The organism is Stenotrophomonas maltophilia group sp. SKK55, assembly GCF_057179845.1.
This window is the reverse complement of sequence record NZ_JBXUHP010000056.1, coordinates 1-25,463: the sequence shown is the minus strand read 5'-3', so window position 1 is coordinate 25,463 and position 25,463 is coordinate 1. Positions and strand designations below refer to the sequence as shown.

Annotated in this window: 28 protein-coding genes; 4 read left to right on the top strand and 24 right to left on the bottom strand. The window is 67.4% G+C overall.

The features are described from left to right. Window positions 1–38: 38 nt before the first annotated feature. From AC2A1N_RS16755 to AC2A1N_RS16695, 13 genes are all read right to left on the bottom strand, one after another. On the bottom strand, window positions 39–1,643 hold the full coding sequence (locus tag AC2A1N_RS16755; protein WP_484372939.1) for a sulfite reductase subunit alpha: 1,605 nt from the start codon (window positions 1,641–1,643) through the stop codon (window positions 39–41). Then, on the bottom strand, window positions 1,640–2,611 hold the full coding sequence (locus tag AC2A1N_RS16750) for an FAD:protein FMN transferase (RefSeq protein ID WP_484372937.1): 972 nt from the start codon (window positions 2,609–2,611) through the stop codon (window positions 1,640–1,642). Before AC2A1N_RS16750 ends, AC2A1N_RS16755 begins: the two co-directional genes overlap by 4 nt. 52 nt (window positions 2,612–2,663) lie before the next feature. Beyond that, window positions 2,664–3,467 carry a DUF4198 domain-containing protein gene (locus AC2A1N_RS16745; RefSeq protein ID WP_484372935.1) on the bottom strand — a complete coding sequence of 268 codons (804 nt, stop codon included), beginning with the start codon at window positions 3,465–3,467 and terminating at the stop codon, window positions 2,664–2,666. 75 nt (window positions 3,468–3,542) lie between these two features. Then, entirely contained in the window at window positions 3,543–4,061 is a 519-nt protein-coding gene (locus AC2A1N_RS16740; protein WP_154350356.1) for a DUF2271 domain-containing protein, read from the bottom strand. A gap of 40 nt (window positions 4,062–4,101) precedes the next feature. Next, entirely contained in the window at window positions 4,102–4,740 is a 639-nt protein-coding gene (locus AC2A1N_RS16735; RefSeq protein ID WP_484372933.1) for a PepSY-associated TM helix domain-containing protein, read from the bottom strand. Between the two features lie 169 nt (window positions 4,741–4,909). Then, the gene (locus AC2A1N_RS16730) at window positions 4,910–7,330 is read right to left on the bottom strand and encodes a TonB-dependent receptor domain-containing protein (protein ID WP_484372931.1); all 2,421 of its coding nucleotides are present in this window, start codon (window positions 7,328–7,330) and stop codon (window positions 4,910–4,912) included. Between the two features lie 145 nt (window positions 7,331–7,475). Then, window positions 7,476–7,877, bottom strand: coding sequence for a hypothetical protein (locus AC2A1N_RS16725; protein ID WP_061479226.1), 402 nt, complete (start codon window positions 7,875–7,877; stop codon window positions 7,476–7,478). A gap of 164 nt (window positions 7,878–8,041) precedes the next feature. After that, the gene (locus tag AC2A1N_RS16720) at window positions 8,042–8,719 is read right to left on the bottom strand and encodes a Fe2+-dependent dioxygenase (RefSeq protein WP_061479225.1); all 678 of its coding nucleotides are present in this window, start codon (window positions 8,717–8,719) and stop codon (window positions 8,042–8,044) included. 10 nt (window positions 8,720–8,729) lie between these two features. After that, window positions 8,730–9,449 carry a tetratricopeptide repeat protein gene (locus tag AC2A1N_RS16715; RefSeq protein ID WP_061479224.1) on the bottom strand — a complete coding sequence of 240 codons (720 nt, stop codon included), beginning with the start codon at window positions 9,447–9,449 and terminating at the stop codon, window positions 8,730–8,732. Window positions 9,450–9,519: 70 nt separating this feature from the next. After that, window positions 9,520–11,811, bottom strand: coding sequence for a TonB-dependent receptor (locus tag AC2A1N_RS16710; RefSeq protein ID WP_061479223.1), 2,292 nt, complete (start codon window positions 11,809–11,811; stop codon window positions 9,520–9,522). Between the two features lie 148 nt (window positions 11,812–11,959). Continuing rightward, window positions 11,960–12,364, bottom strand: a complete 405-nt coding sequence (locus AC2A1N_RS16705) for a hypothetical protein (protein ID WP_061479222.1) — start codon at window positions 12,362–12,364, stop codon at window positions 11,960–11,962. Window positions 12,365–12,529: 165 nt separating this feature from the next. Beyond that, on the bottom strand, window positions 12,530–12,862 hold the full coding sequence (locus AC2A1N_RS16700) for a non-heme iron oxygenase ferredoxin subunit (RefSeq protein WP_061479221.1): 333 nt from the start codon (window positions 12,860–12,862) through the stop codon (window positions 12,530–12,532). After that, complete coding sequence (locus tag AC2A1N_RS16695) at window positions 12,859–13,398, bottom strand: GNAT family N-acetyltransferase (RefSeq protein ID WP_061479220.1); 540 nt, start codon at window positions 13,396–13,398, stop codon at window positions 12,859–12,861. Before AC2A1N_RS16695 ends, AC2A1N_RS16700 begins: the two co-directional genes overlap by 4 nt. A 163-nt stretch (window positions 13,399–13,561) precedes the next feature. Here AC2A1N_RS16695 and AC2A1N_RS16690 point away from each other — a divergent pair, with 163 nt between their 5' ends. Next, a complete protein-coding gene (locus tag AC2A1N_RS16690; protein WP_478458099.1) occupies window positions 13,562–14,002 on the top strand; it encodes a hypothetical protein in 441 nt (146 codons plus the stop codon). Window positions 14,003–14,064: 62 nt separating this feature from the next. On the opposite strand, the gene AC2A1N_RS16685 is transcribed toward AC2A1N_RS16690, so the two are convergent. Genes AC2A1N_RS16685 through AC2A1N_RS16660 form a run of 6 tightly spaced genes read right to left on the bottom strand, consistent with a single transcriptional unit; the run spans window position 14,065 to window position 19,750 of the window. Next, on the bottom strand, window positions 14,065–15,321 hold the full coding sequence (locus AC2A1N_RS16685; protein ID WP_061479218.1) for a cysteine desulfurase: 1,257 nt from the start codon (window positions 15,319–15,321) through the stop codon (window positions 14,065–14,067). Further along, window positions 15,318–16,580 (bottom strand): Fe-S cluster assembly protein SufD, encoded by a 1,263-nt coding sequence (gene sufD, locus AC2A1N_RS16680; protein WP_061479217.1) that lies wholly within the window; start codon window positions 16,578–16,580, stop codon window positions 15,318–15,320. The genes AC2A1N_RS16685 and sufD overlap by 4 nt, the downstream gene beginning before the upstream one ends. After that, on the bottom strand, window positions 16,580–17,344 hold the full coding sequence (sufC, locus tag AC2A1N_RS16675; RefSeq protein ID WP_484372926.1) for a Fe-S cluster assembly ATPase SufC: 765 nt from the start codon (window positions 17,342–17,344) through the stop codon (window positions 16,580–16,582). The genes sufD and sufC overlap by 1 nt, the downstream gene beginning before the upstream one ends. A gap of 44 nt (window positions 17,345–17,388) precedes the next feature. After that, window positions 17,389–17,805, bottom strand: coding sequence for a lysozyme inhibitor LprI family protein (locus AC2A1N_RS16670; protein WP_484372924.1), 417 nt, complete (start codon window positions 17,803–17,805; stop codon window positions 17,389–17,391). Beyond that, entirely contained in the window at window positions 17,802–19,277 is a 1,476-nt protein-coding gene (gene sufB, locus AC2A1N_RS16665; protein WP_005408435.1) for a Fe-S cluster assembly protein SufB, read from the bottom strand. Before sufB ends, AC2A1N_RS16670 begins: the two co-directional genes overlap by 4 nt. 17 nt (window positions 19,278–19,294) lie before the next feature. Further along, on the bottom strand, window positions 19,295–19,750 hold the full coding sequence (locus tag AC2A1N_RS16660; RefSeq protein ID WP_049414161.1) for an SUF system Fe-S cluster assembly regulator: 456 nt from the start codon (window positions 19,748–19,750) through the stop codon (window positions 19,295–19,297). Between the two features lie 211 nt (window positions 19,751–19,961). Between AC2A1N_RS16660 and AC2A1N_RS16655 the strand changes: the two genes are divergently transcribed. Together AC2A1N_RS16655 and AC2A1N_RS16650 are read left to right on the top strand one after the other, a co-directional pair. Next, window positions 19,962–20,429 (top strand): SET domain-containing protein, encoded by a 468-nt coding sequence (locus tag AC2A1N_RS16655; protein ID WP_012479369.1) that lies wholly within the window; start codon window positions 19,962–19,964, stop codon window positions 20,427–20,429. Between the two features lie 161 nt (window positions 20,430–20,590). Beyond that, window positions 20,591–21,133 (top strand): type 1 glutamine amidotransferase domain-containing protein, encoded by a 543-nt coding sequence (locus AC2A1N_RS16650; RefSeq protein WP_134968777.1) that lies wholly within the window; start codon window positions 20,591–20,593, stop codon window positions 21,131–21,133. Between the two features lie 72 nt (window positions 21,134–21,205). On the opposite strand, the gene AC2A1N_RS16645 is transcribed toward AC2A1N_RS16650, so the two are convergent. From AC2A1N_RS16645 to AC2A1N_RS16630, 4 genes are all read right to left on the bottom strand, one after another. Next, entirely contained in the window at window positions 21,206–21,802 is a 597-nt protein-coding gene (locus tag AC2A1N_RS16645; protein ID WP_005415603.1) for a YceB family lipoprotein, read from the bottom strand. Window positions 21,803–21,883: 81 nt separating this feature from the next. Continuing rightward, window positions 21,884–22,423, bottom strand: coding sequence for a hypothetical protein (locus AC2A1N_RS16640; protein WP_484372921.1), 540 nt, complete (start codon window positions 22,421–22,423; stop codon window positions 21,884–21,886). A 56-nt stretch (window positions 22,424–22,479) separates the two neighbouring features. Continuing rightward, window positions 22,480–22,788 carry a DUF3861 family protein gene (locus tag AC2A1N_RS16635; RefSeq protein WP_005415605.1) on the bottom strand — a complete coding sequence of 103 codons (309 nt, stop codon included), beginning with the start codon at window positions 22,786–22,788 and terminating at the stop codon, window positions 22,480–22,482. Window positions 22,789–23,082: 294 nt separating this feature from the next. Further along, a complete protein-coding gene (locus AC2A1N_RS16630) occupies window positions 23,083–23,481 on the bottom strand; it encodes an HU family DNA-binding protein (RefSeq protein ID WP_005415606.1) in 399 nt (132 codons plus the stop codon). Between the two features lie 372 nt (window positions 23,482–23,853). Here AC2A1N_RS16630 and AC2A1N_RS16625 point away from each other — a divergent pair, with 372 nt between their 5' ends. Next, complete coding sequence (locus AC2A1N_RS16625; protein ID WP_061479212.1) at window positions 23,854–24,285, top strand: OsmC family protein; 432 nt, start codon at window positions 23,854–23,856, stop codon at window positions 24,283–24,285. 99 nt (window positions 24,286–24,384) lie between these two features. On the opposite strand, the gene AC2A1N_RS16620 is transcribed toward AC2A1N_RS16625, so the two are convergent. Then, entirely contained in the window at window positions 24,385–25,263 is an 879-nt protein-coding gene (locus AC2A1N_RS16620) for a PhzF family phenazine biosynthesis protein (RefSeq protein ID WP_484372919.1), read from the bottom strand. Between the last annotated feature and the right edge of the window lie 200 nt (window positions 25,264–25,463).

Sequence of the window (25,463 nt, the reverse complement as noted above, 5' to 3'; positions counted from 1 at the left end):
GGTGGGCGCTATCCACGCCATGCGTGGACGCGGTGAGCTCAATACACATCGCGCCGGTAACGACCGGCCAGCAGTAGCGCTTCCTTGTCCGCAGTCCCCAGCACCTGCTCGATCACCGCATCCACCGCCGGGGCCATGCCCTGCAGGCTGCCGCAGACCAGGATCGTCGCGCCTTCGTCCACCCACTGCCGCAGTGTTGCTGCTTCGGCCAGCAGGCGGTCCTGCACATAGCGATGCACGCCGCCATCGCGGCTGAACACTGCATCCAGCCGCGCCAGCGTGCCGTCTTCCAGCATCGCCTGCAGTTCTTCACCGAAGTGGAAGTCATGCGCGGCAGTGCGCTCACCGAACAGCAGCCAGGTACGGCGCGCGCCATTGCGTACGCGTTCGTGCAGGTGCGCGCGCAGGCCGGCGATGCCGGTGCCGTTGCCGATCAGCAGCAGCGGCACCTCGGCGGCGACGCCGTGGAAATTGTCGTTGCGGCGCAGGCGCAGCTGCACCGGCTCGCCGATGACCGCGTGGTCGCACAGCCAGCCGCTGCCGATGCCAGGCGTGCCGTCCGCGCGCAGCTGGCGACGCAGCAGCAGCTCCATCGCGCCGTCGGCCATCACCGAGGCGATGGAGTACTCGCGATGCGGCAGCGGCTGCAGGGTCGCCAGCAATGCGGGCAGATCACCCGGGGGAACCAATGAAGGCAGGTGCGAGCGCGCGACGCGTGCCAGCAACGTCTGCCCGTCATCCAGCACCCTGTCCGCATCGAAGCGCTGTGCGTCCAGCCAGGCACGCACGGTGTGCGACGCATGCTGCGGGCCGATCTCGGCGATGTCGCCGGCCTGCCACTGCACATCTGCGCCGGCCGGTGGCCGCAGGCGCAACCAATACACTGGACCGCCGGGGCTGCCCGGGTTCAGATGTTCGCGCTGCAGCAGCGTCCACGGCTGGTATTCGGCCGGGCTCCAGTCGGGCAGTTCACTGGCGCCGCCGCCGAGTTGTCCCAGCAGCTGTTGCCAATGACGAAGCGCTGCCGGATCAGCATTGTCGACTTCGATCGCGTCGAACAGCGGATGCGCACCGTGCTGGCGCAGCCATTGATCGAGCTGGTGGCCGAATCCGCAGAAGTGGCCATAGCTGCGGTCGCCCAGTGCGAGCACGCCGTACTGCAGGTGCTGCAGCGACGGCGGCGTAGCCATCACCCGGCGCAGGAACGGCAGCGCGTGGTCAGGCGGATCGCCTTCGCCGGTGGTGCTGGCGATGAACAATGCACGCTGGCTGCTGGCCAGCAAGGCGGCGTCGACCTCATGCAGACCGCGCACGCGCACCGGCACGTCGGCACCACGCAATGCCTCGGCACTGCGTTCGGCCAGGTCGCGGGCAAAACCGGTCTGGCTGGACCAGACCAGCAGGATCGGTGCGGCGTCAGCGGAGGCGGCATCGTCGCGCGGGCGCCCACGCCACCACAGTGCGGCGCAGGCCAGCGCATACAACGCCGTAGCGAGCACCGCGATCTGCGACTGCCGCGCTGGCGGCGCGCCGTGCCACCACGCTTCGCCGAGATGCAGGCGCAGCAACGCCCAACCGATCAGCGCCAGCAGAAGCAGGACCAGGCCGTTGCCGAGCCAGGCGCGTGACGGCCGGGTGCTCATGCATCCTGCTCGTCGAGCAGGCGCTGGAAGGCGCTGCTGAGGAACTCCCGCGCGCCGTCCGCTGCACGCTGCAGGTAGCGTGCAGCCAGGCCTTCGCGCTCGGCCAGTGCCATGCCGTGTTCGCGACCAAGGACGGTCAGTGCGGTGGCCCAGGCATCAGCATGCATCGCGTCGTCTGCCACCACGGTGACCGCTGCGGCGACCTGGCGCACCGGCGTGCCGCTGCGCGGGTCGAGGCTGTGGCTGTAGACCTCGCCATCGGCCTGGTACTGATGCCAGCGATCGCCGGAGGTGGCGACCGCCTTGCCATCCAACGCCAGCACCCGCAGTGGTGTTTCGCTGTGCGCGTCTTCTTCGGGTGCGGATTCCACCAGCACGCGCCAGGGATGGCCATCCGGTTTGCGGCCGTAGCCGGCCAGCTCGCCGCCGACTTCGATCAGCGCTGCCGCAATGCCTTGCCCATGCAGCCAGGCAGCCACGTGATCGACGCCGAAGCCCTTGGCGATCGCAGAGAGATCCAGTTCCAGTCCACCCGGTTGCAGCAGCGCATCGCCCTGCCACTGCAGGCGCCGCCAACCGCAACGCTCACGCGTGGCCTGCAGGGTAGCGTCGTCGGGCGGGCGGCGTTCGCCGGCGTGTGCACCGAAGCCCCACAGCGCAACCAGCGGACCGATGGTGGGGTCAAAGGCGCCGTCACTGGCGGCAGCGATGGCCTGTGCGCAGGCCAGAACGTGGCGGGTCTCGGCGGGCAGTACACACCATTGGCCAGTGTTGGTGCGGTTGTAGCGGCTCAGGTTCGAGCCGGGCTCCCATGTGCTCATCTGCGCCACCACCGCATCCAGCCGCGCCTGGATGCCGGCATGCAGTGGGTGCAGGTCGCGCTGGCGCTGCGCGACCAGCGACACGCTCCAGGTGGTGCCCATGGTGGTGCCGCCGAGGCGGGCGATGTCGAGCTGGGGATCAGTCATGGTGATGCGTCGTGGCGGCGATGCCGGGGTGTGCCCGGCATCGTGGTCCACATCACTGCGGCAGCACTTCCAGCGTGGCGACGTAGCTCAGGCGGCGCTTGGCGGCCTGCTTCACCGAGGTCTTGTTGTCTTCGGTGCCGGTTTCCAGCCAGTACATGCCGGCTTCCGGCCAGGTCACCTTGATCTCGCCCTTGGCGTCGCTGGTGAGCTTCAGTTCGTCCTGTGCGTTGCGGTAGCGGGTGGCGCCCCGCACGATCTCGAACTCCAGGCCAGCGGTCGGCTTGCCATCGACCAGCACGCGGAAGGTGGCTTCCTCGCCGGCGAACAGGTCGTTCGGGTGACCAACAGCGACCAGCTCGATACCCCGGTTGGTCGGCTTCAGCGCGGTGTCGTTCGGTGCACCGTTGGTGACGAAGGTCTCCACGCGGCCGACCGACTGGCTCAGTTCCAGCTTCTTCGCGTCCTTGGGCAGTTCGCCAAGGGTCGCCACGCTGCCGCGCCAGCGCTTGCGCTCGCCATTCTGCTCATAGGTGGCGAACAGGCCGTCATTGACCGACGCGATGCGGTAGGTGCCTGGCTGCTTCAATTCGATGTCGAACACACTGCGGTACTTGCCGGTCGAGGCATTCTGCGGCTGCAGGGTGCTGCCGTCCGGCGCGGTGATCACCAGCGATTCCAGTCGCAGCGGCACGTGGTTGAAGTAGAACAGGTCGTTGGAGACCGCACCGTCGACGGTGACCCACGGTGCGTTGCCGGCGAGCACGGTCTGCGAGGGCAGCAGCCAGGCCTTGTGGGCCAGGGCGGAGAAGGGAAGGGCAGCGGCCAGGGCGGCGGCGAGGACGAGCGTGCGCTTCATGCGGAGGACTCCAGTGGATGCGGGGTGATGCGGCAAGGAGAAGGGGATTACGACTTAATCCCCTCCGTCCCCTTTTCAGGGTTTGACGGACAGGGTGACCTGGCCCAGTTCGGTGGCGCCCTGCGCCTTGCCGCTCTGCGCGGCGGTGGCCGGCCAGGTGAAGGGGATCTTCAGCAGTTCGCGGCCGCCGACTTCGCGCACCGCCTCCACCACCAGGGTGTAGTTGCCGGGGGCCAGCTGCTTCAGTGCCGGTTGCCTGTCGTTGAACGACAGCGCGTGCTTGCCGGCCGGGCGGGTCGGGCCGGTCACGCCGTCCACCGGCACCTGCAGGGTGCGGCCGCTCTTGCGCCACCACTGGCGCAGGTCGGGCAGCCACTTGGTGCCGTGGCCTTCGCTGTTGCTGGTCTGCTGGTACCAGACCGACAGGTTGGCCGCGACCTTCTGGTCGGCGCCTTCCAGCCACACCGCCACATACGGGCGGTGGTATTCGGCCACGTTGAGCTTGGGCACTTCGACGTTGATGTCGAGGGTGGTGGCATAGGCCGGCGAGGTGGCCAGCAGGCCGCTGAGGGCGATGGTCAGGGTGACGCGCATGGGGCGGCTCCGGAGGAACGGATGGAATTCACGGTGGAAGTCAGTGGATCAGCAGCAGGGCGATCAACAGCGGGATCATCAGGCCGAGGCCGACCAGCGGCCAGGTCATGCGCCGTTGCCGCGCATGCAGGTGCAGCAGGAACAGGCCGGTGATGCAGAACACCAGGCAGGCCACGGCGAACAGGTCCAGGAACCAGCCCCATGTGGGGCCTGCGTTGCGGCCCTTGTGCAGGTCGTTGAGGTAGGAGACCACGCCGCGCGAGGTCGATTCGTACTCCACCGCGCCGGTTTCGCGGTCGATGCTCAGCCAGGCGTCGCCACCGGGGCGCGGCAGCGACAGGTAGATCTCCTTGGCCGACCATTCGGCCGGGCGGCCGCCGATGGCGATGCCCAGCTGCGTGTCCAGCCATTGCCGGGCCGGGCGCGGGATCGGCGCGTTGCCGACTTCGCGCGTGCCGAGCTGTCCAAGCAGATCGGCCGGCAGTTCCAGATGCTGGTTCTGCACCTGGGGTTTGGCCTCGATCTTCGCGGCATGGTTGAGAGTCAGGCCGGTCACCGCGAACAGCAGCATGCCGATCAGGCAAACCGCGGAGCTGATCCAGTGCCACTGGTGCAGCGTCCGCAGCCAGAAGCCACGGTTCTGTTGCTGCTGCACGGTGGAAAGGGCGGGACGGCTCACGGCACGGTTCGAGGCGGACGGGGACTGCCCATTACATCATTGATGAGAATAGCTCGCAATTGCGTATCGTTCTGTATCCCGGAGCAGGCATTCCGGGGTGCCGGCCAGCGGCCGGCACTACCGATCGGTAGATCCACGCCATGCGTGGAGCAGGAGCAGGGCCCGGCGATCAGAACTTCGCGTTCAGCGAAATCCAGTAGCTGCGCCGCTGGTCCTTGGTCGCATAGTCGTCCACGCAGTTGAATTCGCTCTGGCTGATCAACAGGCACGACTGCGAGACGAAATCCTTGTCGAACAGGTTGTTGACCCGTGCGTTCACCGTCAGCCAGGGCGTGGCCTTCCAGCTGCCACCCAGATGGAAGATCGTGTAGTCCTCGTAGTAGCGGGTGTGGCTGGCGCCGTTGGCGTCCAGCAGCGTGTCGCGGTAGCGGTCGTAGCGGCCCTCGCCGATCAGCGACAGGCTGACCGCTTCGTTGACCTGCCAGTTGAGGCTGGCGTTGGCCATGTGTTTTGCCGGCATGGTGCCGCTGATCGGCAGCCCCTTCTGTGCGCCACGGGTCTGCTCGCTCCTGGTCCAGGTGTAGTTGCCGCGCAGCTGCAGGGTGTCGAGCAGGTCGACGTGGGCGGCCAGTTCGGCACCCCGCGTTTCAGCCTTGTCGATGTTCACGCTCTGGGTGAAGGTGCTGTAGCCCAGTGCGGCCCAGCCCGGGCCGATGTCCACGCAGTAGCCGCTGCCGGCGCGCGCCACTTCGCAGTTGGGGAAGGTGCCGCCGCTGGCGATCTTGTCTTCGAACGTGTTGAAGAAGCCGGTGACGTTGAAGCCCCAGCGCTGGCCCTCGTAGTAGGCGGCCAGCTCGTAGTTGGTGCTGGTTTCAGGCTTCAGGTTCGGCGAACCGACCAATGGCAGCACGCCCTGGCCACCGAAGCCGGTGATGCCCGGGAACAGCTGGTCCGGTCGCGGGGTCTTGTAGCCGGTGCTGACGCCGCCCTTGAAGGTCCACGCATCGCTGGCGTTCCACACCAGGTAGCCACGCGGGCTGACGTGGCTGCCGAACACGTTGTGGTCGTCGTAGCGCAGGCCGAAGGTGGCAGTGAGGGTGTCGGTCAGCGCCCAGTTGTCCTCGGCAAACAGCGCCCACATGCGGTGTTTCTGCTTGACGTTGCTGCGGTAGCCGGCGCCATCCATGCCAAACACACCGTCGACCATGTCAGTGTTGTTGTACTGGCCACCCACCGTCAGCGTGTGCGCGCCGAAGTCCAGGTCGAGCATCGTGTCGAGCACGTAGCCTTCCAGTTCCATGCTGCGCAGCGGGCGCGGCAGGAACGCCTGCAGGCGCGCCGTCTCACTCGGGTTGAGGGCGGCCAGGGCGTTGCCTCGGCCGGCCGCACAGTGGTTGGCGGCGCCGGTGCGGCGGCAGACGTCATTCCACAGCGTCTGCAGGTTGGCACGCTCGTCCAGGGTCAGCGGCAGCGAACGACCCAGGTTGTTGCTCTTGCTGTGGGTCAGTGAGGTCTGCCAGGTGCCGAAGCTGTAGCGGCCCTGATGGGTCAGCGACAGCTGATCGCGCTCGTAGCGCTGGTAGGCGGTGTAGCCCACGCGCGGCTGCACCACGCGACGGGTGACGGTGCCGCTGCCGTTCGGGTTGGGAATGATCGCATTGCCGACGCGCCACAGGCTGGCCAGACTGTCGAGGGTGCCGGTCTGGCCTTCGCTGTTGTCGTATTTCTGCCGCGACACGTCGTAGTCCAGCCACAGTTCGTGATCGTCGTTGATGCGGAAGTCCAGGCGCACACCGGTGTTCCAGTTGGTGTTGGCGACCGACTTGCCGCCACCGCCGAAGCCGATGCTGCGCTCCCACGGCGTACCGTCGGGAAGGGTCAGTGCATCCCATTCCGGGTTCGATGCCTTGGCATCGTAGTAGCTGCCGCGTACCGCCAGGCTGAGGCGGTCCTTCAGCAGTGGGCCGCTCAGGTAGAGGTCGGTGGTGCGCGCATCGCCGAACTGGTCGTCCTGCTGCACGGTGAAGCCTTGGGTCACCGAGCCGTGCCAGCTGTCCTGGTTGCGGCGGGTGATGATGTTGATGACGCCGCCCATCGCGTCCGAGCCGTACAGCGTGGACATCGGCCCGCGCACGACTTCGATGCGTTCGATCGCCTCCAGTGGCGGCAGGTAGGCGAACTGGCCGCCACCGAAGTTGTTCGGGTAGATCTGGCCGACATTGCTCTGGCGACGGCCGTCGATCAGCACCAGGGTGTACTCGGACGGCAGACCGCGCATCGACACGGTGGCACGGCCGTTCTTGTCGGTCGCTTCCAGGCCCACGTCGATGCCTTCGACGTCGCGCAGCGCATCGACCAGGCTGGTATACGGGCGCTTGCTCAGTTCCTCGCGGCTGACCACGCTGATGCTGGCCGGGGCATCGATCACCTTCTGTTCGAAGCCGGAGGCGGTGACCACCACCTTGTCCAGCGCCTGCGGGGCGCCGACGGCGTCACCGTGGGCGAAGGCGGGGCTGGCGAAAGCCGCGAGCACGGCGCTGGTCAGCAGGGTACGGGACAGGGACGAACGGACACGATGGCGCTGGGCCATGGCAATTACCTCGAAGAATGCAGGGTGGCGCGATGCCGTGCGCGAAGCGCGCGGCGGGCACGGAAGGCCCGGTCAGGGGCGGCAGGGATGAAGCAGGCAGCGACGTGCAGGCGCGACCGCGCAGGCGGTCACGCCAGGCCGTGGATCAGGCCAGCGGGGGCGCCTGGCCGCGCTGCTGGCGGCGCCCGGGCGCATCGGCCCAGGGCGTGTCCGGAGCGGCCAGCGGCCAGTCCGGGCGCACGCCGGGCATGGCCGGCGTGGCGGGTACGAGTTCGAGTTCAGTGCGCAGCCAGTGGCTGGCCAGCAGCAACGGCGGGTGTGCCTGCTCGGCCGCTTTCACCGGAGTGGATGCACCGCGGCGCAGCTTGGCCGGCGCCTCTTCCTGCAGGGGGCTTTCGCCACCGCGCTCTTCCAGCGGCATCTGCATGGCCATTCCAGCCTGGGCCTGTGGCAGCAGTGGCAGGGTGCCCAGCAGCAACGCCAGCATCGCCACCCATGCCAGCAGGCTGGCCAGCGCCGGACGCTGGCCGCGCATGGCGGTGCCCATCTTGCGATGGATGAGCGGGCGAGGGCGAAGCGGACGCAGCAAGCAGGGGTCCCCAGGGGTCTGCCGGCAGCGGCCGGCATCAACGGGGCGTGATTGTAATGAGAGCCGTTAGCTGTTGCAAATGAGAATGATTGCCAAAATTTCGCGGACCGGCCCGGCAAGGCTCAGACTTCGCTCCAGCGCCGCAAAAGGTTGTGGTACACGCCGGTCAGCTGCAGGATCGCCTCGGCGTCGCCGCCGGTCTGCCGCAGGCGCTCGATCGAGCCATCCATTTCCCACAACAGGCGGCGCTGCACGTCGTCGCGGATCATGCTCTGCACCCAGAAGAACGAAGCCACGCGTGCGCCGCGGGTGACGGGGCGCACTTGATGCAGGCTGCTGGACGGGTAGACGATCAGGTCGCCAGCCGGCAGCTTCACTTCGTGCTCGCCGTAGGTGTCGCTGATGATCAGCTCGCCGCCTTCGTACTCCTCGGGCGCGGACAGGAACAGGGTGCAGGAGATGTCCGAACGCAGCTGTTCGCCGTTGGCCAGGTTCATCACCGCGCCATCGACATGGAAGCCGTAGGTGCCGCCGCCGCTGTAACGGTTGAAGCGCGGTGGCAGGTACTTCAGTGGCAGCGCGGCGCTGAAGAACAGCGGATGCCGGGCCAGCGCGACGAGGATGATCTCGCCCAGCTCGCGGCGCAGCGGCGACGCCTCGGGCAGCTGCTGGTTGTGCTTGGCCTGCGCGCCCAGATGGCCGACGGTTTCGCGGCCATCGGTCCAGTCGGCGGCATCCAGTCGGCGGCGGAAGTCGGCCACCTGGTCGGCGCTGAGAATATCGGGGATGTGCAGCAGCATGCGGAACTCCTCAGAGCGACGGCGGTGCGACCAGGGCGCGCACCTGTGGATGCGGCGATGCGGCCAGCTCCGGCACGATGTGCGCCATGAACGCCGGGCTGCCGTGCGCCAGTGCAAGCTGCAGCCAGTGCACGGCCTGCTCGACCTGGCCGGCCTGCAGCAGGATCGAGGCGTAGTTGGCCTGGCCGCGGAAATCACCGGCCTCGGCCGCGCGCTGGTACCAGGCCAGCGCTGCCTGCGGATCGGCTGCGGTGTCCAGCCCGTCCTCGAGGTGGCGGGCCAGCAGGTTCATCGATTTGGCATGGCCCAGATGCGCGGCGCGGGTGTACAGGGCCAGTGCCTGCGCGCGGTCCTGGGGCACGCCGCGGCCGGTGGCCAGCAGGTTGGCCAGGTTGTACAGGCCCCAGTCCAGGCCGGTGTCGGCCGCGCGCCGGTACCACACCGCGGCCAGCGTGGGATCGGGCGTGGTGCCCTGGCCCAGCTCATGGCAGCGGCCGAGCATGTTCATCGCCATCGGCGCGCCGTTGTTGGCGGCGGTTTCGTACCAGAGCAGCGCAGCCGAGGCGTCCTGCGCGGTGCCTTTACCTTCCATGTGCATCTGCGCGAGCAGCAGCTGCGCCTCGACCTGCCCGGCCTGTGCGGCGTCGCGCACGCGTGCGAACGCAGCCTGTGGATCGTGCTGCAGCAGCTCGGCCAGGGCGTCGCTGTCGATGGGGGTACGGGTTGCCATGGGGTGAGTATCGCCGGAAACAAAAACGGCGGCAGGAGAGCGCCTGCCGCCGTGGTGGAGCGCCGTTACATCAGAACTTGACGTTCAGTGCCAGAGTGGCCGAGCGACCCGGGGCGATGCTCGCGTAGTGCGAGGCATAGGCCTTGGTGAAGTAGGTCTTGTCGGTCAGGTTCTGCACGTTGAGCTGCAGGCTGATGTTGTCCTGGATCGCGTAGCTGGCCATCGCGTCGAAGCGGGTGTAGCTCGGGATCCACTTGGTGTTGGCGACATCACCGTACTGCTTGTCCGAGTAGAACGCGCCGGCGCCGAGGGTCAGGCCGATCGGGAAGCGGTAGGTGGTCCACAGGTTGGCGCTGTGCTTGGCAGTGTTCGGGAACACGTTGCCGTTGTACGGCGACGGCACGTACACGTTGGACGGGCAGGTGCGGCCCACTGGTGCGCCACAGACGAAACCGTTGTCCTTCAGTTCCGAGTCCAGGTAGGTGTAGCCGCCGTACAGGCTCCAGGCGTCGGTCAGCTGGCCGGTGAAGCCCAGTTCGAAGCCGTTGATCTCCTTCTTGCCGGCGTTCTGGCTGGTGCCGTTGTCGACCGTCACGCGTGCGTTGTTCATCACGGTGTGGAAGATCGCTGCGGTCAGGTTCAGGCGCTGGTCGAACAGGTCCCACTTGGTGCCCAGTTCGAGGTTCTTCGTGTCCTGCGGCTTGAGGTCGGCCACGGCGGCGCTCAGGCCGTCCGAACCGTCACCACCGTCCATGCCCGGCGGGGTCGAGGAGGTGCCCCACGACAGGTAGATGCTGCCGTTGGCGGCCGGCTTGAACACCACACCGGCCTGGTAGTTCAGGAAGTCATTGCTGTTGCGCACGCGGGTCGGCGCCTTGCCGGCCACCGGGGTGGTCAGGGTGGTGCGGAAGTCGTCGTAGCGCAGGCCGAGGTTGATCATCCACTGCTCATTGAGCTCGATGGTGTCGAACACGTAGGCCGAGGTGGTCCTGGTGCGCTGCTCGACGTCCAGTGCCTTGTCGCTGCGGTACACCGAATGGGTGGCTGCCCACGGATCGCGCGGATCCGGATCGGCGAAATCGGTGCAGTTGTAGCCGGTGGCCGCGCCGGTGGTCGGGCACTTGCTGTTGCCGGTGAGCGGGTTGCTGGTGCCCGGGGTCATCAGATAGCTGCCGCGGGTCATCTTCTCGTCGCTGTACTCCACGCCAGCGCTGTAGCTGTGCTTGAGCGCGCCGGTCTGGAAGGCACCGGTCAGGCCCAGCTGGTCGGCGAAGCTCTTGACGTCGACGGCGCGGGCGTTGGTACGGCGCCACAAGGTGCCGTAGTTGTTCGGGTTGCCCTGGCTGTCGTCCGGCTGGGTCCACAGGTAATCGTTGCTGGTGTTGCCCAGGCGCGCGATGTTGCGCAGCTTGTGGCCGCCGAAATCGTAGCTGGCATCCAGCGTGCTGATGTCGGCACGGGTGCGCTGGAAGTCACGGTCGACCAGGCCGTAGTAGTTGTTGCGGTCCGGCACCATCGGGCGGCCGTCGACCCACTTCGAGGCCGGCGCACCGTTCGGGTTGCCGTAGGGGAAACCACCGGCGTCCGGCAGGTCATCGCTCTGCATGTGGTAGTGGCTGGCGATCAGCTGCGCCGGGCCGTTCAGGCCGAACGCGATCGACGGCGCGATGCCCCAGCGGCTGACATTGGCGGCGTCGCGGCCAGCGATGTCCGATTCGTGCTTCATCAGGTTCAGGCGCGCGGCGATGCCATCGCCCAGGACGTAGTTGGCGTCCACGGTGCCGCGTGCGTAGCTGTCGGTACCGATGCCCATGCTGGCGTTGGTCTCGTTCTTCAGCTTAGGCGTCTTGCTCACCAGGTTCAGGCTGCCACCACCGGAATCACGGCCACCGTAGGCCGAGCTCGGGCCCTTGACCACTTCCACCTGCTCCAGATCGAAGATCTCGCGGGTCTGCGAGCCGACGTCGCGCAGGCCGTCGACGAAGACGTTGCTCTGCGAATCGAAGCCACGGATGAAGGGGCGGTCGCCGGTCGGGTTGCCGCCTTCGCCGGCACCGAAGGTGATGCCCGGCACCATGCGCAGTGCATCCTGCAGGTTGGTCGCACCGGTTTCGGCGATCAGCTTTTCCGACACGATCGACACCGACTTCGGGGTGTCCAGCAGTTCGGCGGTGAACTTCGGCGAGGACGGATTGAACCAGCTGCCGCGCACCTGCACCTTGTCCAGGTCGGTGGCATTGCGGGAGCCGGCATCGGCGCTGTCGGCAGCCTGCGCGGCCAGCGGTGCGAAGCCGGCGGCCAGGGTGGCGGTGGCGAGCAGGGATACGCGCGGGGCGTGTTTGCGGGACGTGATGTGGGTCATGGCTATGGGTAGTGGCGTGGATCGGGAAACGGCGAAGGCCGAAGCGCAGACAGCGCGACGACATGTAGAAGGCGGTATCTGTAGAGCCGAGCCGACGCTCGGCTGGCAGGAAACGTAAACAGGCGCACGGCAACCGCCGCAGGGCGCCTCAACTGGCGTGCGGTGCAGGCGGTGCGTGGCCGGGGTTCAAGCGCAGCGCAGGATCGTGCCGCTGCCAACGCAGGGCGTCGGATCGCCACAGCGGAATGTGCGCGACCAGGATGGCGCGCGGGGGAGCCAGTCCGGTGCAGGGCGCGGCGCCCTCGCCGTCCAGCGGCGGTTCCGGTGCCGGTGCCGCATGGTGCGGGCACTCGTCCGCCGGCGGGGCCGGCGTCGGCATGACCTGCTGCAGATCTTCAGCGTGTGCCTGCCAGCCGTGGGCAGCAGGGCCATTGCCGCGTCCTTCGTGCAGTGCCGACCAGCCCAGCAGCAGCGTCAGCAGCACGGCCACGAGCAACGGCCAACCCTGGCGGGCGAGCTGGCACAACGTGGCGGTGGGCGCGGGCGAAGCCATGGCGCGAGGGCGGCGTCGTTACGAAGATGTTACGTAGAATAACATCAACGATAATGATTCGCATGTACGGCATGTTGGAGCGGCCGGGGAACGCCCTGGGAGGGCCCTTGCGGGCCTCCTGCAGATCCAGCCCACGGGCGGATACCCCGAGGTCGGGGCGCGGCCTCAATCCCGGTCGTCGCGCGTCCAGACGGCGTCGTGTTCGCGCTTCACCGGGAACTTGGGTACCGGCGTATAGGCCGGGGCGCACAGGGCGCGGCCATCGCGCACGTCGAAGCGCGCACCGTGCAGTACGCACTCCACGCTGCCTTCGGCGGTGTTGAATTCGCCCGAGGACAGCTCGAATTCCTCGTGCGTACACTGGTCTTCCAGTGCGTACAGCTCGCCGTCGAGGTTGAACACCACGATCGGCGTGCCGGTCACTTCGTCGAACACGCTCTTCATTTCACCGGGCAGCAGCTCGTTGCCGGCACAGACGAAGGTCCAGGTATCGCTCACGCGGCCGCTCCGGCCAGCGATTTCTCCAGGATCTCGAAACGCAGGTCGTCGCGCTTGGGAATGCCGAAGCGTTCGTCGCCATACGGGAACGGCTTCTTGATGCCGGTACGCTGGTAGCCACGACGCTCGTAGAAGGCGATCAGTTCGTCGCGTACGTCGATCACCGTCATCTGCATCACCGGCACGTTCCATTCGCGTGCGGCGTGCGCTTCGGCGGCGTCCATCAGCTGCTTGCCGACGCCGCCGCCCTGCTGCGCCGGATCAACCGAGAACATGCCGAAGTAGCCCTTGCCGTCGACATCGGCGACGTGGGCGCAGGCCACCAGTTGGCCCTCGCGTTCGGCCAGCAGGATGGTGGAGCGCGGGCGGTCGAGGTCGGCCTGGATGCCTTCGGCGTCGATGCGGGCACCGTCCAGCAGGTCGGCTTCGGTGGTCCAGCCGACGCGGCTGGCATCGCCGCGGTAGGCCGAGGTGACCAGGGTGATCAGGGCGGGAATGTCGGCCGGCGTGGCGGCGCGGAAGGTCAGAGTGCTCATCGCCCCATTCTAGGTGGGGCGTGGGCGGGCGCAAATGGGGGGAGGGGGCAGATCCCTTTCGCAACGCGGAGGAGCTCTGCCCCCGGAGCGCCGGCTATGCTCGCCGTTCATCGCTTTCCCGCAGGAGGCAGAAATGGATTGGCAAGGCGGAGACGGGGGCGCCATGAAGGTCGCTACGCTCGGCATGATCGTGGCGATGTCGATCCTGCTCGCGTGCACGGATGGCTCTGTCGTGGGCAGGGATGCTTCCTTCAACAGTTTTGCCTGCCCTGGGTTCAACCCGGCACGTGCACTTCCTGTCGCCCTGGAGGAACTGCGTGCGCACCCTGTCCGCTACCAGGGCCGCTTGGTAAAGGTGCGGGGTGCCTACGTCGAAGGCTGGGAAATGTCGGCGCTGCATCCGGGACCGGCGGTACGTGACCCGTGGGCGGCAGACGGCATCTGGGTGGAGGGAATCGCGCCGGTGACGTTGCCGACGGAGCAGGCTTTTGAAATGACCGGGATCGTGTCGGCGGCGCGGCCGGATGCGGTGAGCGGCAAGGGGCATCTTGGCCAGTGGCCTGCCGAACTATGTGTGTCGTCGGTGCGGCGGCTGCAGGAGTGATCGGGTAGTTGGGGTCAGAGCCCTTTCGGGCGGCGAAAGGGATCTGACCCCAGTCTGCGGGCTCATCCCAGCAGCTTGCGCACCTTGGTCAGCGCAGTCATGAACCGCTCGATCTCGGCGTGCGTGTTGTAGAACGCCAACGAGGCACGGCAGGTTGCTGCAAGGCCGAAGTACTGCAGCAGCGGGTGCGCGCAGTGCTGGCCTGACCGCACGGCCACGCCTTCCAGGTCGAGCAGGGTCGCCAGATCATGCGCATGTGCGCCGTCGATCAGGAATGAGACCACGGCCGCCTTTTCCGGTGCTTCGCCGATGATGCGCAGGCCATCGACGCGGTGCAGTTCTTCGGTGAAGTGCGCCAGCAGTTCGGCTTCGCGCGCTTCCACGTGGTCCTGCCCCAGCTGCTGCAGGTAGTCGGCGGCCACGCCCAGTCCAATGAAGCCGGCGATGTTCGGGGTGCCGGCTTCGAACTTGTGCGGGGCATCGTTGAACACGGTGCCGTCGAAGCTGACTTCCTTGATCATCTCGCCGCCGCCGAGGAAGGGCGGCATCGCGTCCAGGTGTTCGCGGCGCGCCCACAGCGCACCGGTACCGGTTGGGCCGCACATCTTGTGGCCGGTGATGGCGTAGAAATCGCAGCCGATCGCGGCGACGTCGACCTTGCGGTGCGGCACGGCCTGCGAGCCATCGACCACGGTGATGATGCCGCGCTTGCGCGCTTCGCGGCAGATCTCGCGCACCGGGTTGACCGTGCCCAGCACGTTGGAGACATGGGTGACCGCCAGCAGCTTGACCTCCGGGGTCATCGCCGCGCGCAGCGCATCCAGGTCCAGCGCACCATCGGGAGTGATCTCGGCCACGCGGATGGTGGCACCGGTACGCTGCGCGACCAGCTGCCACGGCACGATGTTGGCATGGTGCTCCATGCGCGACACCAGGATCACGTCGCCGGCCTTCAGCCGCGGCAGCGCCCACGAATACGCCACCAGGTTGATGGCGAAGGTGGTGCCGCTGCACAGCACCAGCTCGCTGGGGCGCACGTTGAGGAAGCGCGCCAGCGTGTTGCGCGCACCTTCGTAGGCATCGGTGGCTTCGCTGCCCAGTGCATGCACCGCGCGGCTGACGTTGGCGTTGTAACGGCGGTAGAACTCGTCCACCGCGCCGATCACCTGCACCGGCTTCTGGCCGGTGTTGGCATTGTCGAAATAGACCAGCGGCTTGCCGTGTACTTCGCGCATCAGCAGCGGGAAGTCGAGGCGGACGCGGTCCCAGTCGGGGGCGCCGGTGCGTTCTTCGATCGGGCGCGGCGTGGACAGGTTCATGCCACACCCGCCTCGGCCAGGGCCTTGTCCAGGCGGCGTGCCAGCTGCGCGCGCAGCGCGTCCGGCAGGATCTTCAGCGGTTCATGGCAGAACGCAGCGCTCAGCAGCGCCTGCGCCTGGGCCTGCGGCAGGCCGCGCGAGCGCAGGTAGAACAGCGCATTGGCATCGAGCTGGCCAACGGTCGCGCCGTGCGCGGCCTTCACTTCATCGGCGTCGATCACCAGCGTCGGCTGGGTGTCGATCTCGGCGTCGGCCGACAGCAGCAGGTTCTTGTTGGACAGGTTCGCGTCGGTGCCATCGGCGCCTTCGCGGATCTGGATGCCACCATGGAACACCACGCGGCTGCGGTTGGCGGCTACGCCGCGCCACAGCAGCTCGCAGGCGGTATCGCGGGCGATATGGTCGATGCCGAGGCGGGTTTCGACGTGGCGGCGGCCATTGCCGAGCAGCACGCCGTTGGCGGTCAGCCGGGCATTGTCGCCTTCCAGGCGCACGTTCAGTTCATGGCGGCTGAGCGCGGCGCCCAGTTCCAGGTCGACGCGGTGGTACTGCGCGTCGCGGGCGAGTACGGCGTCGGTGCGCAGGAAGCTGGTCTGGCGCGCGCTGCTGGCCTGCACGCGGGCATGCTTGAGCACGGCATCGCGGGCGACGTGGGCGTGCAGCACGGTGTTGTCCAGGTGGGCCGAATCGCCGACGCTGAAGCGGTGCTCGACCACGCCCAGGCTGGCGCCGGCACGCAGTTCGATCAGGTGGCGGTGGTGCCAGGCCAGGTCGGTCTCGCCCGCCACACTGGCGAATACCAGCTGCAGCGGCGCTTCGACCTGCACGCCTTCGTCCACGCGCAGCACCACGCCTTCATCGGCCAGTGCGGCGTTGAGGCGGGCGAAGATCTCTTCGCTGCGCTCGTAGCGGCGGCCAAGGAAACGCACGGCGTCTTCGCCGGAGGCCAGTGCGGCCGACAGCGGCTGCAGCTGCACGCCGGCCGGCAGGGCCTGCACGTCGCTCAGCGTGGCATCGAGGCGGCCGTTGACGAACACCAGGCGCGGCGCCGGGATGTCGTCCAGCAGCGCGGCGTCCAGCGCCGGGCCCTGCAGCGGTGCCGCAGCAAACGCACGGCGTTCCAGCTGGCGCAGCGAGGTGTACTTCCAGGCTTCATTGCGGGCGGCCGGCAGGCCATCGCGCAGGGCCGCATCCAGCACTTCGCGGCGCGCATCGCTGCCGCAGAAGGCCTGGGCCATCGAGTCGAGCAGGGCGCTCATCAGACCGCCGCCTCGGGCACGACCCGGTCCTTCAGGAAATCATAGCCGTGCGCTTCCAGTTCCAGCGCCAGCTCGGGGCCGCCGCTCTTGACGATGCGGCCATCGGCCAGCACGTGCACCACGTCCGGCTTGATGTAGTCCAGCAGGCGCTGGTAATGGGTGATGACCAGGAACGAACGGTCGGCGGCGCGCAGCGCATTGACGCCGTCGGCCACGCTCTTCAGTGCGTCGATGTCCAGGCCCGAGTCGGTCTCGTCGAGGATCGCCAGCTTCGGTTCCAGCACGGCCAGCTGGAAGATCTCGTTGCGCTTCTTCTCGCCGCCGGAGAAGCCTTCGTTGACGCCACGATGCAGCAGCTCGTCCTTCAGGTGCAGCACGGCCAGCTTCTGCCGCACCAGCTTGAGGAACTGCATGGAGTCGAGTTCGTCCTCGCCGCGTGCCTTGCGCTGGGCGTTCAGCGCCGCGCGCAGGAAGTAGGTGTTGTTCACGCCCGGGATCTCCACCGGGTACTGGAATGCCAGGAACAGGCCGGCAGCGGCACGCGCTTCCGGGTCCTGCTCCAGCAGGTCGACACCGTCGAACTGCACGCTGCCTCCGGTCACTTCGTAGCCGTCGCGGCCGGCCAGGACATTGCCCAGGGTGGACTTGCCGGCGCCGTTCGGGCCCATGATGGCGTGCACCTGGCCGGGCTTCACATCCAGCGACAGGCCCTTGAGGATTTCCTTGTCGCCGATGCGGGCGTGGAGATTTTCGATCTTCAGCATTGGAATGGTCGTCTTGTCGAATGGGGGATGGCAGGCAGCGCGACTTACAGGTCGTATTCGCTGCGCTCCAGGAATTCGCTGCGCAGGTAGGTGGTGCGCGTATCGGTCAGGCTGGACTTGGCGTGCAGATACAGCATCGGGTACATCGAGCCGTACAGGACGCGCGGATTCTCGTCCTTGCCGACCGGGTAGCGCGCCTCCAGATCGGCATCACGCAGCTGCACCCACAGGCGCTGCGCGTCCCTCAGCCGGGCCAGTGCCACCGGCTGCCCGGCAAGCTTGGCCAGCACCTGCCGGTAGACCGCGTTGAGCTCGGCGTCGGCCTTGCGGAAATCGCGGTCGGCGCAGGCGTTGAGCTCCATCTGCGTGCCTTCAGGATTGCACCCGTCGGCGTCGGCGCTTGCCGCCCATGCCGGCGCGGCGGTACCGAGCAGCAGGGCCAGGGCGAACAGGGCCTTCATCCGACCGAACCTTCCAGCGAGACTTCCAGCAGCTTCTTGGCTTCCACTGCGAACTCCATCGGCAGTTCGCGGAACACCTGCTTGCAGAAGCCGTCGACGATCATCGACACCGCGTCTTCCTGGCTGATGCCACGGGCGCGGCAGTAGAACAGCTGGTCGTCGGAAATCTTGGAGGTGGTGGCCTCGTGCTCGACGGTGGCGCCCGGGTTCTTCACCTCGATGTAGGGGAAGGTGTGGGCGCCGCACTGCTTGCCGATCAGCAGCGAATCGCACTGGGTGTAGTTGCGCGCGCCGTCGGCATTGCGGTCCACGCGCACCAGGCCGCGGTAGGTGTTCTGGCCGCGGCCGGCGCTGATGCCCTTGCTGACGATCTTGCTCTTGGTGCGCTTGCCGACGTGGATCATCTTGGTGCCGGTGTCGGCCTGCTGGCGGTGATGGGTCAGCGCCACGGAGTGGAACTCACCGACCGAGTCGTCGCCCAGCAGCACGCAGGACGGGTACTTCCAGGTGATCGCCGAGCCGGTCTCGACCTGGGTCCAGGTGACCTTGCTGCGCGCACCACGGCATTCGGCACGCTTGGTGACGAAGTTGTAGATGCCGCCGACGCCGTTCTCGTCGCCCGGGTACCAGTTCTGCACGGTGGAGTACTTGATCTCCGCGTCTTCCAGCGCGACCAGCTCGACCACTGCGGCGTGCAGCTGGTTCTCGTCGCGCATCGGCGCGGTGCAGCCTTCCAGGTAGGACACGTAGGCCTTGTCCTCGCACACGATCAGGGTGCGCTCGAACTGGCCGGTGTGGCCGGCGTTGATGCGGAAGTAGGTGCTCAGTTCCATCGGGCAGCGCACGCCTTTGGGAATGAACACGAAGCTGCCATCGGAGAACACCGCCGAGTTGAGCGCGGCGAAGTAGTTGTCACCCACCGGCACCACGGTGCCCAGGTACTGGCGCACCAGCTCCGGGTGTTCCTTGATGGCCTCGGACATCGAGCAGAAGATGATGCCCTTCTCAGCCAGTTCCTTGCGGAAGGTGGTACCGACGGACACCGAGTCGAACACCGCATCCACCGCCACGCCGGCCAGCTTGGCGCGCTCGTGCAGCGGCACGCCCAGCTTGTCGTAGGTGTCGAGCAGTTCCTTCGGCACGTCGTCCAGCGAGGCGTACTTCGGGCCCTTCGGCGCGGAGTAGTAGCTGAGCGCCTGCAGGTCGATCGGGGCGATCTCCAGCTTGGCCCAGTCCGGCATCGGCATGGTCAGGAAGTGGCGGTAGGCGTCCAGGCGCCACTGCGTCATCCACTCCGGCTCGTCCTTCTTGGCCGACAGGGCACGGATGGTGTCCTCGTCCAGGCCCGGCGGCAGGGAGTCCGACTCGATCTCGGTGATGAAGCCAGCCGAATACTTGCGGCCGAGCTGCTCGTGGATCTCGCGGTTGGGGGTGTCGTCGTGGGCGACGTTTTCGATGGTTTCGGTGGCCATGGGGGGCTGCCTGTGGATCAGGAGACGACGTCGACAGCGATGGTGCGGCGCTGTTCGTCATCGGCAAGGGGAAGGGGGGGCAGGATCTGCGCAAGACTGACGTCGCGCAGGGCCTCGGACACCACGTCGTTGATCAACCGCCAGCTGCTGCGCGCGCCGCACTTGGGCGCCATGCCGCACTGGTGGTGGTCGTGGCTGCATTCGGTCAGGGCCAGCGGCCCCTCCATCGCTTCGACCACTTCGAACAGCGAGATCTCGATGGCCGGGCGGGTCAGCCGGTAGCCGCCACGGACGCCGCGCAGGCCTTCGACCAGGCCGGCCTGGGCCAGCGGCTTGAGTACCTTGCTGACGGTGGGCGGCTCCAGGCCGGTGAATTCGGCCAGTTCGGTGGCACTGAGCACCTCGCCCGGACGGGCGGCGAGCACGGTCAGCACGACGGTGGCGTAATCGGTGAGCTTGGTGACGCGCAACATGGGGATGCGAGTGGTTCTTAAAGCGGACTGAAATTGTACGCTTTTATTCGTCACCATCCAACCCGGGCATTCAGCCGGCGCTGGGGCCGGGCCGGGAGGCTCTGCCAGCGGGCGCTGCCGGGGGCGCCATGCTGCGCCAACCGGGTGATTTTCGCAATCACCCGGAATGGGCGAGAATCCCTGTTCCATCCGCTGCAAACAGCCCGTGCCGATGCCGAAGAAGATCCAAGCCCGCAAGTCCGCCATCCATGGCAACGGCGTGTTCGCCGTCGCCCCGATCAAGCAGGGCGAGCGCGTGATCCAGTACAAGGGCCTGCTGCGCAGCCACGGCGACGTTGATGCCGATGACAGCGGCGACGTCGAAAGCGGCCATACCTTCCTGTTCACCCTCAATGACGACTGGGTGATCGACGCCAACTACAAGGGCAACGACGCGCGCTGGATCAACCACAGCTGCGACCCGAACTGCGAGGCGGTGATCGAGGAGGATGAGGACGGCGACAGCCGTGGTGACAAGGTGTTCATCGAGGCGCTGCGCGATATCAAGGCTGGCGAAGAGCTGACCTACAACTACGGCATCACCCTGGCCGAGCGCCACACCGCCAAGTTGAAGAAGATCTGGGAATGCCGCTGCGGCTCGCCCAAGTGCACCGGCACCATGCTGCAGCCCAAGCGCTGACCGGTACCGGGTAGGGCCGGCCGCTGGCCGGCATGGCGCGATGCAGGAGCCGGCCAGCGGCCGGCACCAGCGGGAGGCTCTCCACCTGCCGTGCACGGCAGGGTCACCGCCGTGCAAGGGCCGTTCGTCCACGCTGTGCACTCCCCAACTGGAGTGCACCCATGGCAGAGCGATTGAAGGGCAAACAGATCGCAATCCTCGCGACCCACGGCTTTGAACAGTCCGAATTGACCGAGCCCAAGCGGCTGCTGGAAGCGGAAGGTGCGCGGGTCAGCGTGGTGTCGCCCGCAAAGGAGGCGACCATCAAGGGCTGGAAAGAGAAGAACTGGGGCGACGCCGTCGCGGTCGACATTCCGCTGGACGAGGCGGACCCGGCGGGCTTTGATGCCTTGGTGCTGCCAGGGGGCGTCATCAATCCGGACACACTGCGCACCGACGACGCGGTGCTCAGCTTCATCCGCTCAGTGGATGAAGCCGGCAAGCCCGTCGCCGCGATCTGTCATGGCCCGTGGCTGCTGATCAACAGCGGCCTGGCCGATGGCCGCGCGCTGACCTCCTGGCCCTCCCTTCAGCAGGATCTGGCCAACGCGGGCGCGAACTGGCGCGACGCCGAGGTCGTGGTCGACGGCAACGTGATCACCAGCCGCAAGCCGGATGACATTCCTGCTTTCAGCGAGGCGGTGGTAAAAGCGCTTGCCGCGTGATCCGCTATACCGGTAGTGCCGGCCGCTGGCCGGCAGTGCAGTCTGCGCTGCCGGCCAGCGCCCGGCACCACCTTATTTGCCCAGCAGGCCTGCCGGCACCAGGTTGCCCAGGTTCTGGTTGAAGGTGACCACCAGCTTGCCGTTCTTGACCTGTGCCGCCTGTACCTGCAGCGCGCCGAGCACCCCGGCCACCGCCGGGTCCAGCTTGTAGATCGGTTCGCGCTGGGCGTAGTCGCTCAGCCAGGCATTGAGCAGGCCACGGGTGCGTGAGTCGAGGCGGCCGCCCTGGTTGGCCGGGGTGAAGTCGTCCACGCTGGGCTGCTGGAGGTGGAAGCCCTGGGTCTGCGCGTCGTAGCGCAGGCCGCTGCTGAGCTTCACCGTACCCAGTTTGGCCGGGTTGCCACCGGCGGTGGCCAGTGCCACGTCCATGCCCAAGTTCAAGCGCTCGCCGGCCGGAAGGCTCAGCTGAGGATGGCTCATGGTCAGGGAGATCAGGCCGCCAAGGGCGTCCTGGGTGCGCGGGAAGCTGCCATCGAGGTACTGCTGGACGTCGCTGGCACCCACCGACAGTTCGCGGCCGGAAATGGAGGGAGCCGCCTGCGCGCCGATCGCAGCGGCGATCAGTACGGTGGAGGCAGCGAGGCGGGTCATCAGGGAACGCAGGCGCATGGCGGTGACCGATGGCAGGGAATGGATGGATCAAAGAGTAGCCGTGCAGGCTGAATCGCGCGTGCATGCGGCTGTAACGGTTCAGTCCAGCATTGGACGCAGTTGCGCCGACTGGATCTGCCAGGCGCTGCCATCGCTGCTGGGTTGCACGCGGTACCAGCCACCGAAGCGGAACGTACCGTTGGCGGTGATCGCGCGGATCTGCACCGGCACTTCAAGCAGCCGCGGTGGCTGCCGGTCGTCGCGGGCGACCGGGGGATCGCTGTGCAGGCGCAGGGTGCGCAGGTCCTGCAGCTGCCGCAGCGCGGCGTCGTCCGCATGCCGCGGGTCGCTGGGCGGGATCGTCCAGGCGGCATCGCTGGCGGCGCGGTCGCGGTTGAGCAACGCCGCTACGTAGCGGTTGAGCATCGTCGATGGCGGCTCGGCATCGTCGGCGACAGCAGACAGCACCGGCATTTCACTTGCCTGCATTGCTGCGGGATCGGGGCCGGTGCGGGTGTCCACGGCTGCGGTAGCAGCGACGGGAGCGGACGCTGCCGCGATGTCGCCGGTCGTCTGTGCTGCCGGGCGTGAACAGCCCAGCAGCACCAGGGGGGCGATCAGCAACATTATCCTGCGCATGTCTGCCTCCTCCCCGAGGCAACCTGAAGGGTGGCAGTGTAGCGATTGCGCCGGGATCAGCGGGAGGAGGGCAGCTGATCCAGAGCGTCCAGCGCTGGCAGGACTTGGCCGGCGATGGCCGCCAATGCGTGGCCGCCGGTCTCGGCATGGCGCTGCACGATGTCGCGCAGCAGCTGGGTGGCGATCACCAGGGTCGCACGCTCGTCGCCGCTGATACCGGCGGTACGCGGGGCCGCCTCCAGCAGGCGCATCAGGTCGCGGCTGGCGCGATGCTCCAGTTCGATGGTGCAGCGCCCTGTGCACTGCAGCCCGTCCTTTTCGATGGGGGTCACCGAGATCCGGTAGCGGGTGGAGGGGCTGGCCATGAGGGTGTGCTCGCCGTAGCTGTGGAGGATGTGCCCACCATAGGCAAGGCCACGGCCTGAGGCGACGGCCGGCGCTGCACGCAGTGTTCCACCCGGTACGTTCCAGCACCTGCCCAGGCCGCGCTCGGCCAGTGGTGACGGGCCTGTGCGGGCATTCCCGGGGAGGCGGCAACGCTGTGTTGCGGATTGCCGCAGCGCGACGCATCCACGCATGGCGTGGATCTACCGCGGGGCACGCAAAAAAAAACGGGACGGCCAGAGCCGTCCCGTCGGAATCCACGTTGGGGCGCGCGCTTACAGCGCGGCGTCCTTCAGCTTCTTCAGCGGACGCACCTTCAGCTTGGTGGTGGCCGGCTTGGCGGCGAACCACTGCTCTTCCTTGGTGAACGGGTTGATGCCCTTGCGCTTCGGCTTGGCCGGCACATTGACGGTGGTGATCTTCAGCAGGCCCGGCAGGGTGAAGGAGCCAGCGCCCTTCTTGTGCACCGAGGAGGCGACGGCGCTTTCCAGCGAGGCCAGCACAGCGCGGACGTCCTTGGCGATGACGCCGGAGGCTTCAGCGATGTGTGCAACCAGGCCGGACTTGGTCAGCACTTCCTTGATCGGCTTCGGAGCGGCCGGCTTGGCGGCTGCCTTCGTCGCGACTTTCTTCGCTGCCTTCTTCGGGGCAGCCTTCTTAGCGGTCTTTGCCATGGTTTCCTGTTCCGTGAACGGTTGGTTGTTTGGTCGGCGCCGAACCCCGTCGGCAAGCGCAATGTAGGGCAACTCTCGGGCGCCGCCAATAGCCCGAAGCGCGGAAAGTGCATGTTTTTTCATATCCAGGCCGATTCAGTACATGGTCGGCGGTGGGGGATGGGGGCACGCCAGCGTGTTCGATCGCCGGCGCCCGCCGATCGGTGGGGTGCGCGAAACCACTGAAAACAAGAGGAAAATGCGTTCCGGGCTGGCGCGGAAGTGTCCACGCGCCGGGCTCGGGGGCGACGTCCGGCGTGCGGCGGAGCGACGCAGGGCTAACGCGTGACGTGCGAGGGTAGCCGTTCATCACCGCCACGCAGGAGCAGCACAATGGGAATCTCGCGACACGCCACCGCGCACTGGGAAGGCGATCTGAAGACGGGCAAGGGGCAGTTGAGCACGCCGCAGAGTGGGCTGCTGGACAAGACCCGCTACGGTTTCAACAGCCGCTTCGGCGACGAAAAGGGCACCAATCCGGAAGAGCTGATTGCCGCCGCGCACGCGGGTTGTTTCACTATGGCGCTGTCAGCCAAGCTCGGCGAAGCCGGCTTTACCCCGACCTCGCTGGATACCGAAGCCAAGGTCGATCTGTCGCTGGAAGGCGGCCCGCAGCTGTCGCAGATCCGGCTGAAGGTGAAGGCGGTGGTGCCGGGCATCGACGCGACGCAGTTCCGTGCGATTGCCGATGACGCCAAGCAGAACTGCCCGGTGTCCAAGGCACTGAGCGCCGTGCCGATCAGCCTGGAAGCCGAGCTGGGCTGAGCCGGCGCATCTGTAGAGCCGAGCCCATGCTCGGCTTCTGCAGCTCCCGTGATCTGGCCGAAGAGCAGCCGAGCGTGGGCTCGGCTCTACAGTGTCCCTTTACCAATCAAGGGTGCCGGTGATGACGGTCTGCACCTGGCCGCCCGACCAGACCTCGCCGTCCTCGTCGACCCGCAGGGTCAGGCGCGCATCGTGGCCGACTTCGCGGCCCTGGCTGACTTCGAACGGTGCACGGCCACGTGGCAGCGCGTCGCGCAGGTCCAGCCACGCGGCCAGCACTGCATTGGCGGCCCCCGAGGCGGCGTCCTCGAAGCGCCGACCATTGCCGACGAAAGCGCGCACGGCCAGATCGAATCCCTCACTGCCATCGCTGAAGGCATAGGCGAACACGCCCATGCTGTCGGTGGACTCGGCCAGCGCAGCCACCGCGTCCCAGTCCGGATGCAGCGCACGCAATGCGGCTTCATCGGCCAACTGCACCACCCACCAGCTGCGTCCGCCCTGCATGCGCGCCGGCGGCAGCGTGCCCAGCGGCCAGCCCTTCAGTGCGGCCTGCAGGCGAGGATCGGTGACCTCGGTCGTCTCGGCCAGCTGCGCGCGCGGGGTGCGGATGTCGATGCGCTGCTGCGCGTCCTCACCGCTGACGCGCAGCGGCAGGACACCGGCAATGCCGTCCTGCACCAGCACGCCGTCGATCGGTGTGGCCAGGCCTGCCTGCAGCACCGCATGCGCCGTGCCGACGCTGGGGTGGCCGGCGAACGGCACTTCCTTCTGCGGGCTGAACATGCGCAGCCGGTAGCTGGCACCGGCGGCCTGGGGCGGGAACACGAAGGTGGTCTCGGGCAGGCGCGTCCAGCGTGCGATGGCCTGCATGCTGGCGTCGTCCAGGCCCTCGGCATCGAGTACCACGGCCAGCGGGTTGCCAGCGCCGGCGCGCGGGGAAAACACATCCAGCTGCAGGAAACGGCGGGTGGTCATCGGGGCGAAACTCCAGGATCGGGTGGCGCGCAGCTTAACGCGCGGTTGTAGAGCCGAGCCCATGCTCGGCTGTGTCGGGGTGTGAGAAGAAGCAGCCGAGCGTGGGCTCGGCTCTTATCTCTTCCGACTCTGGCACCTTAGGTGCCGAGAGCCCGGCGCGGACGACCGTTCGGCTCTAGGTCTTTTCGATCGCTCTGTAG

Coding starts and splice junctions, on each gene's coding strand:
- AC2A1N_RS16755 (WP_484372939.1), bottom strand. CDS start 1,643: ATGAGCACCCGGCCGTCACGCGCCTGGCTCGGCAACGGCCTGGTCCTG.
- AC2A1N_RS16750 (WP_484372937.1), bottom strand. CDS start 2,611: ATGACTGATCCCCAGCTCGACATCGCCCGCCTCGGCGGCACCACCATG.
- AC2A1N_RS16745 (WP_484372935.1), bottom strand. CDS start 3,467: ATGAAGCGCACGCTCGTCCTCGCCGCCGCCCTGGCCGCTGCCCTTCCC.
- AC2A1N_RS16740 (WP_154350356.1), bottom strand. CDS start 4,061: ATGCGCGTCACCCTGACCATCGCCCTCAGCGGCCTGCTGGCCACCTCG.
- AC2A1N_RS16730 (WP_484372931.1), bottom strand. CDS start 7,330: ATGGCCCAGCGCCATCGTGTCCGTTCGTCCCTGTCCCGTACCCTGCTG.
- AC2A1N_RS16725 (WP_061479226.1), bottom strand. CDS start 7,877: ATGGGCACCGCCATGCGCGGCCAGCGTCCGGCGCTGGCCAGCCTGCTG.
- AC2A1N_RS16720 (WP_061479225.1), bottom strand. CDS start 8,719: ATGCTGCTGCACATCCCCGATATTCTCAGCGCCGACCAGGTGGCCGAC.
- AC2A1N_RS16715 (WP_061479224.1), bottom strand. CDS start 9,449: ATGGCAACCCGTACCCCCATCGACAGCGACGCCCTGGCCGAGCTGCTG.
- AC2A1N_RS16710 (WP_061479223.1), bottom strand. CDS start 11,811: ATGACCCACATCACGTCCCGCAAACACGCCCCGCGCGTATCCCTGCTC.
- AC2A1N_RS16705 (WP_061479222.1), bottom strand. CDS start 12,364: ATGGCTTCGCCCGCGCCCACCGCCACGTTGTGCCAGCTCGCCCGCCAG.
- AC2A1N_RS16695 (WP_061479220.1), bottom strand. CDS start 13,398: ATGAGCACTCTGACCTTCCGCGCCGCCACGCCGGCCGACATTCCCGCC.
- AC2A1N_RS16690 (WP_478458099.1), top strand. CDS start 13,562: ATGAAGGTCGCTACGCTCGGCATGATCGTGGCGATGTCGATCCTGCTC.
- AC2A1N_RS16685 (WP_061479218.1), bottom strand. CDS start 15,321: ATGAACCTGTCCACGCCGCGCCCGATCGAAGAACGCACCGGCGCCCCC.
- sufD (WP_061479217.1), bottom strand. CDS start 16,580: ATGAGCGCCCTGCTCGACTCGATGGCCCAGGCCTTCTGCGGCAGCGAT.
- sufC (WP_484372926.1), bottom strand. CDS start 17,344: ATGCTGAAGATCGAAAATCTCCACGCCCGCATCGGCGACAAGGAAATC.
- AC2A1N_RS16670 (WP_484372924.1), bottom strand. CDS start 17,805: ATGAAGGCCCTGTTCGCCCTGGCCCTGCTGCTCGGTACCGCCGCGCCG.
- sufB (WP_005408435.1), bottom strand. CDS start 19,277: ATGGCCACCGAAACCATCGAAAACGTCGCCCACGACGACACCCCCAAC.
- AC2A1N_RS16660 (WP_049414161.1), bottom strand. CDS start 19,750: ATGTTGCGCGTCACCAAGCTCACCGATTACGCCACCGTCGTGCTGACC.
- AC2A1N_RS16655 (WP_012479369.1), top strand. CDS start 19,962: ATGCCGAAGAAGATCCAAGCCCGCAAGTCCGCCATCCATGGCAACGGC.
- AC2A1N_RS16650 (WP_134968777.1), top strand. CDS start 20,591: ATGGCAGAGCGATTGAAGGGCAAACAGATCGCAATCCTCGCGACCCAC.
- AC2A1N_RS16645 (WP_005415603.1), bottom strand. CDS start 21,802: ATGCGCCTGCGTTCCCTGATGACCCGCCTCGCTGCCTCCACCGTACTG.
- AC2A1N_RS16640 (WP_484372921.1), bottom strand. CDS start 22,423: ATGCGCAGGATAATGTTGCTGATCGCCCCCCTGGTGCTGCTGGGCTGT.
- AC2A1N_RS16635 (WP_005415605.1), bottom strand. CDS start 22,788: ATGGCCAGCCCCTCCACCCGCTACCGGATCTCGGTGACCCCCATCGAA.
- AC2A1N_RS16630 (WP_005415606.1), bottom strand. CDS start 23,481: ATGGCAAAGACCGCTAAGAAGGCTGCCCCGAAGAAGGCAGCGAAGAAA.
- AC2A1N_RS16625 (WP_061479212.1), top strand. CDS start 23,854: ATGGGAATCTCGCGACACGCCACCGCGCACTGGGAAGGCGATCTGAAG.
- AC2A1N_RS16620 (WP_484372919.1), bottom strand. CDS start 25,263: ATGACCACCCGCCGTTTCCTGCAGCTGGATGTGTTTTCCCCGCGCGCC.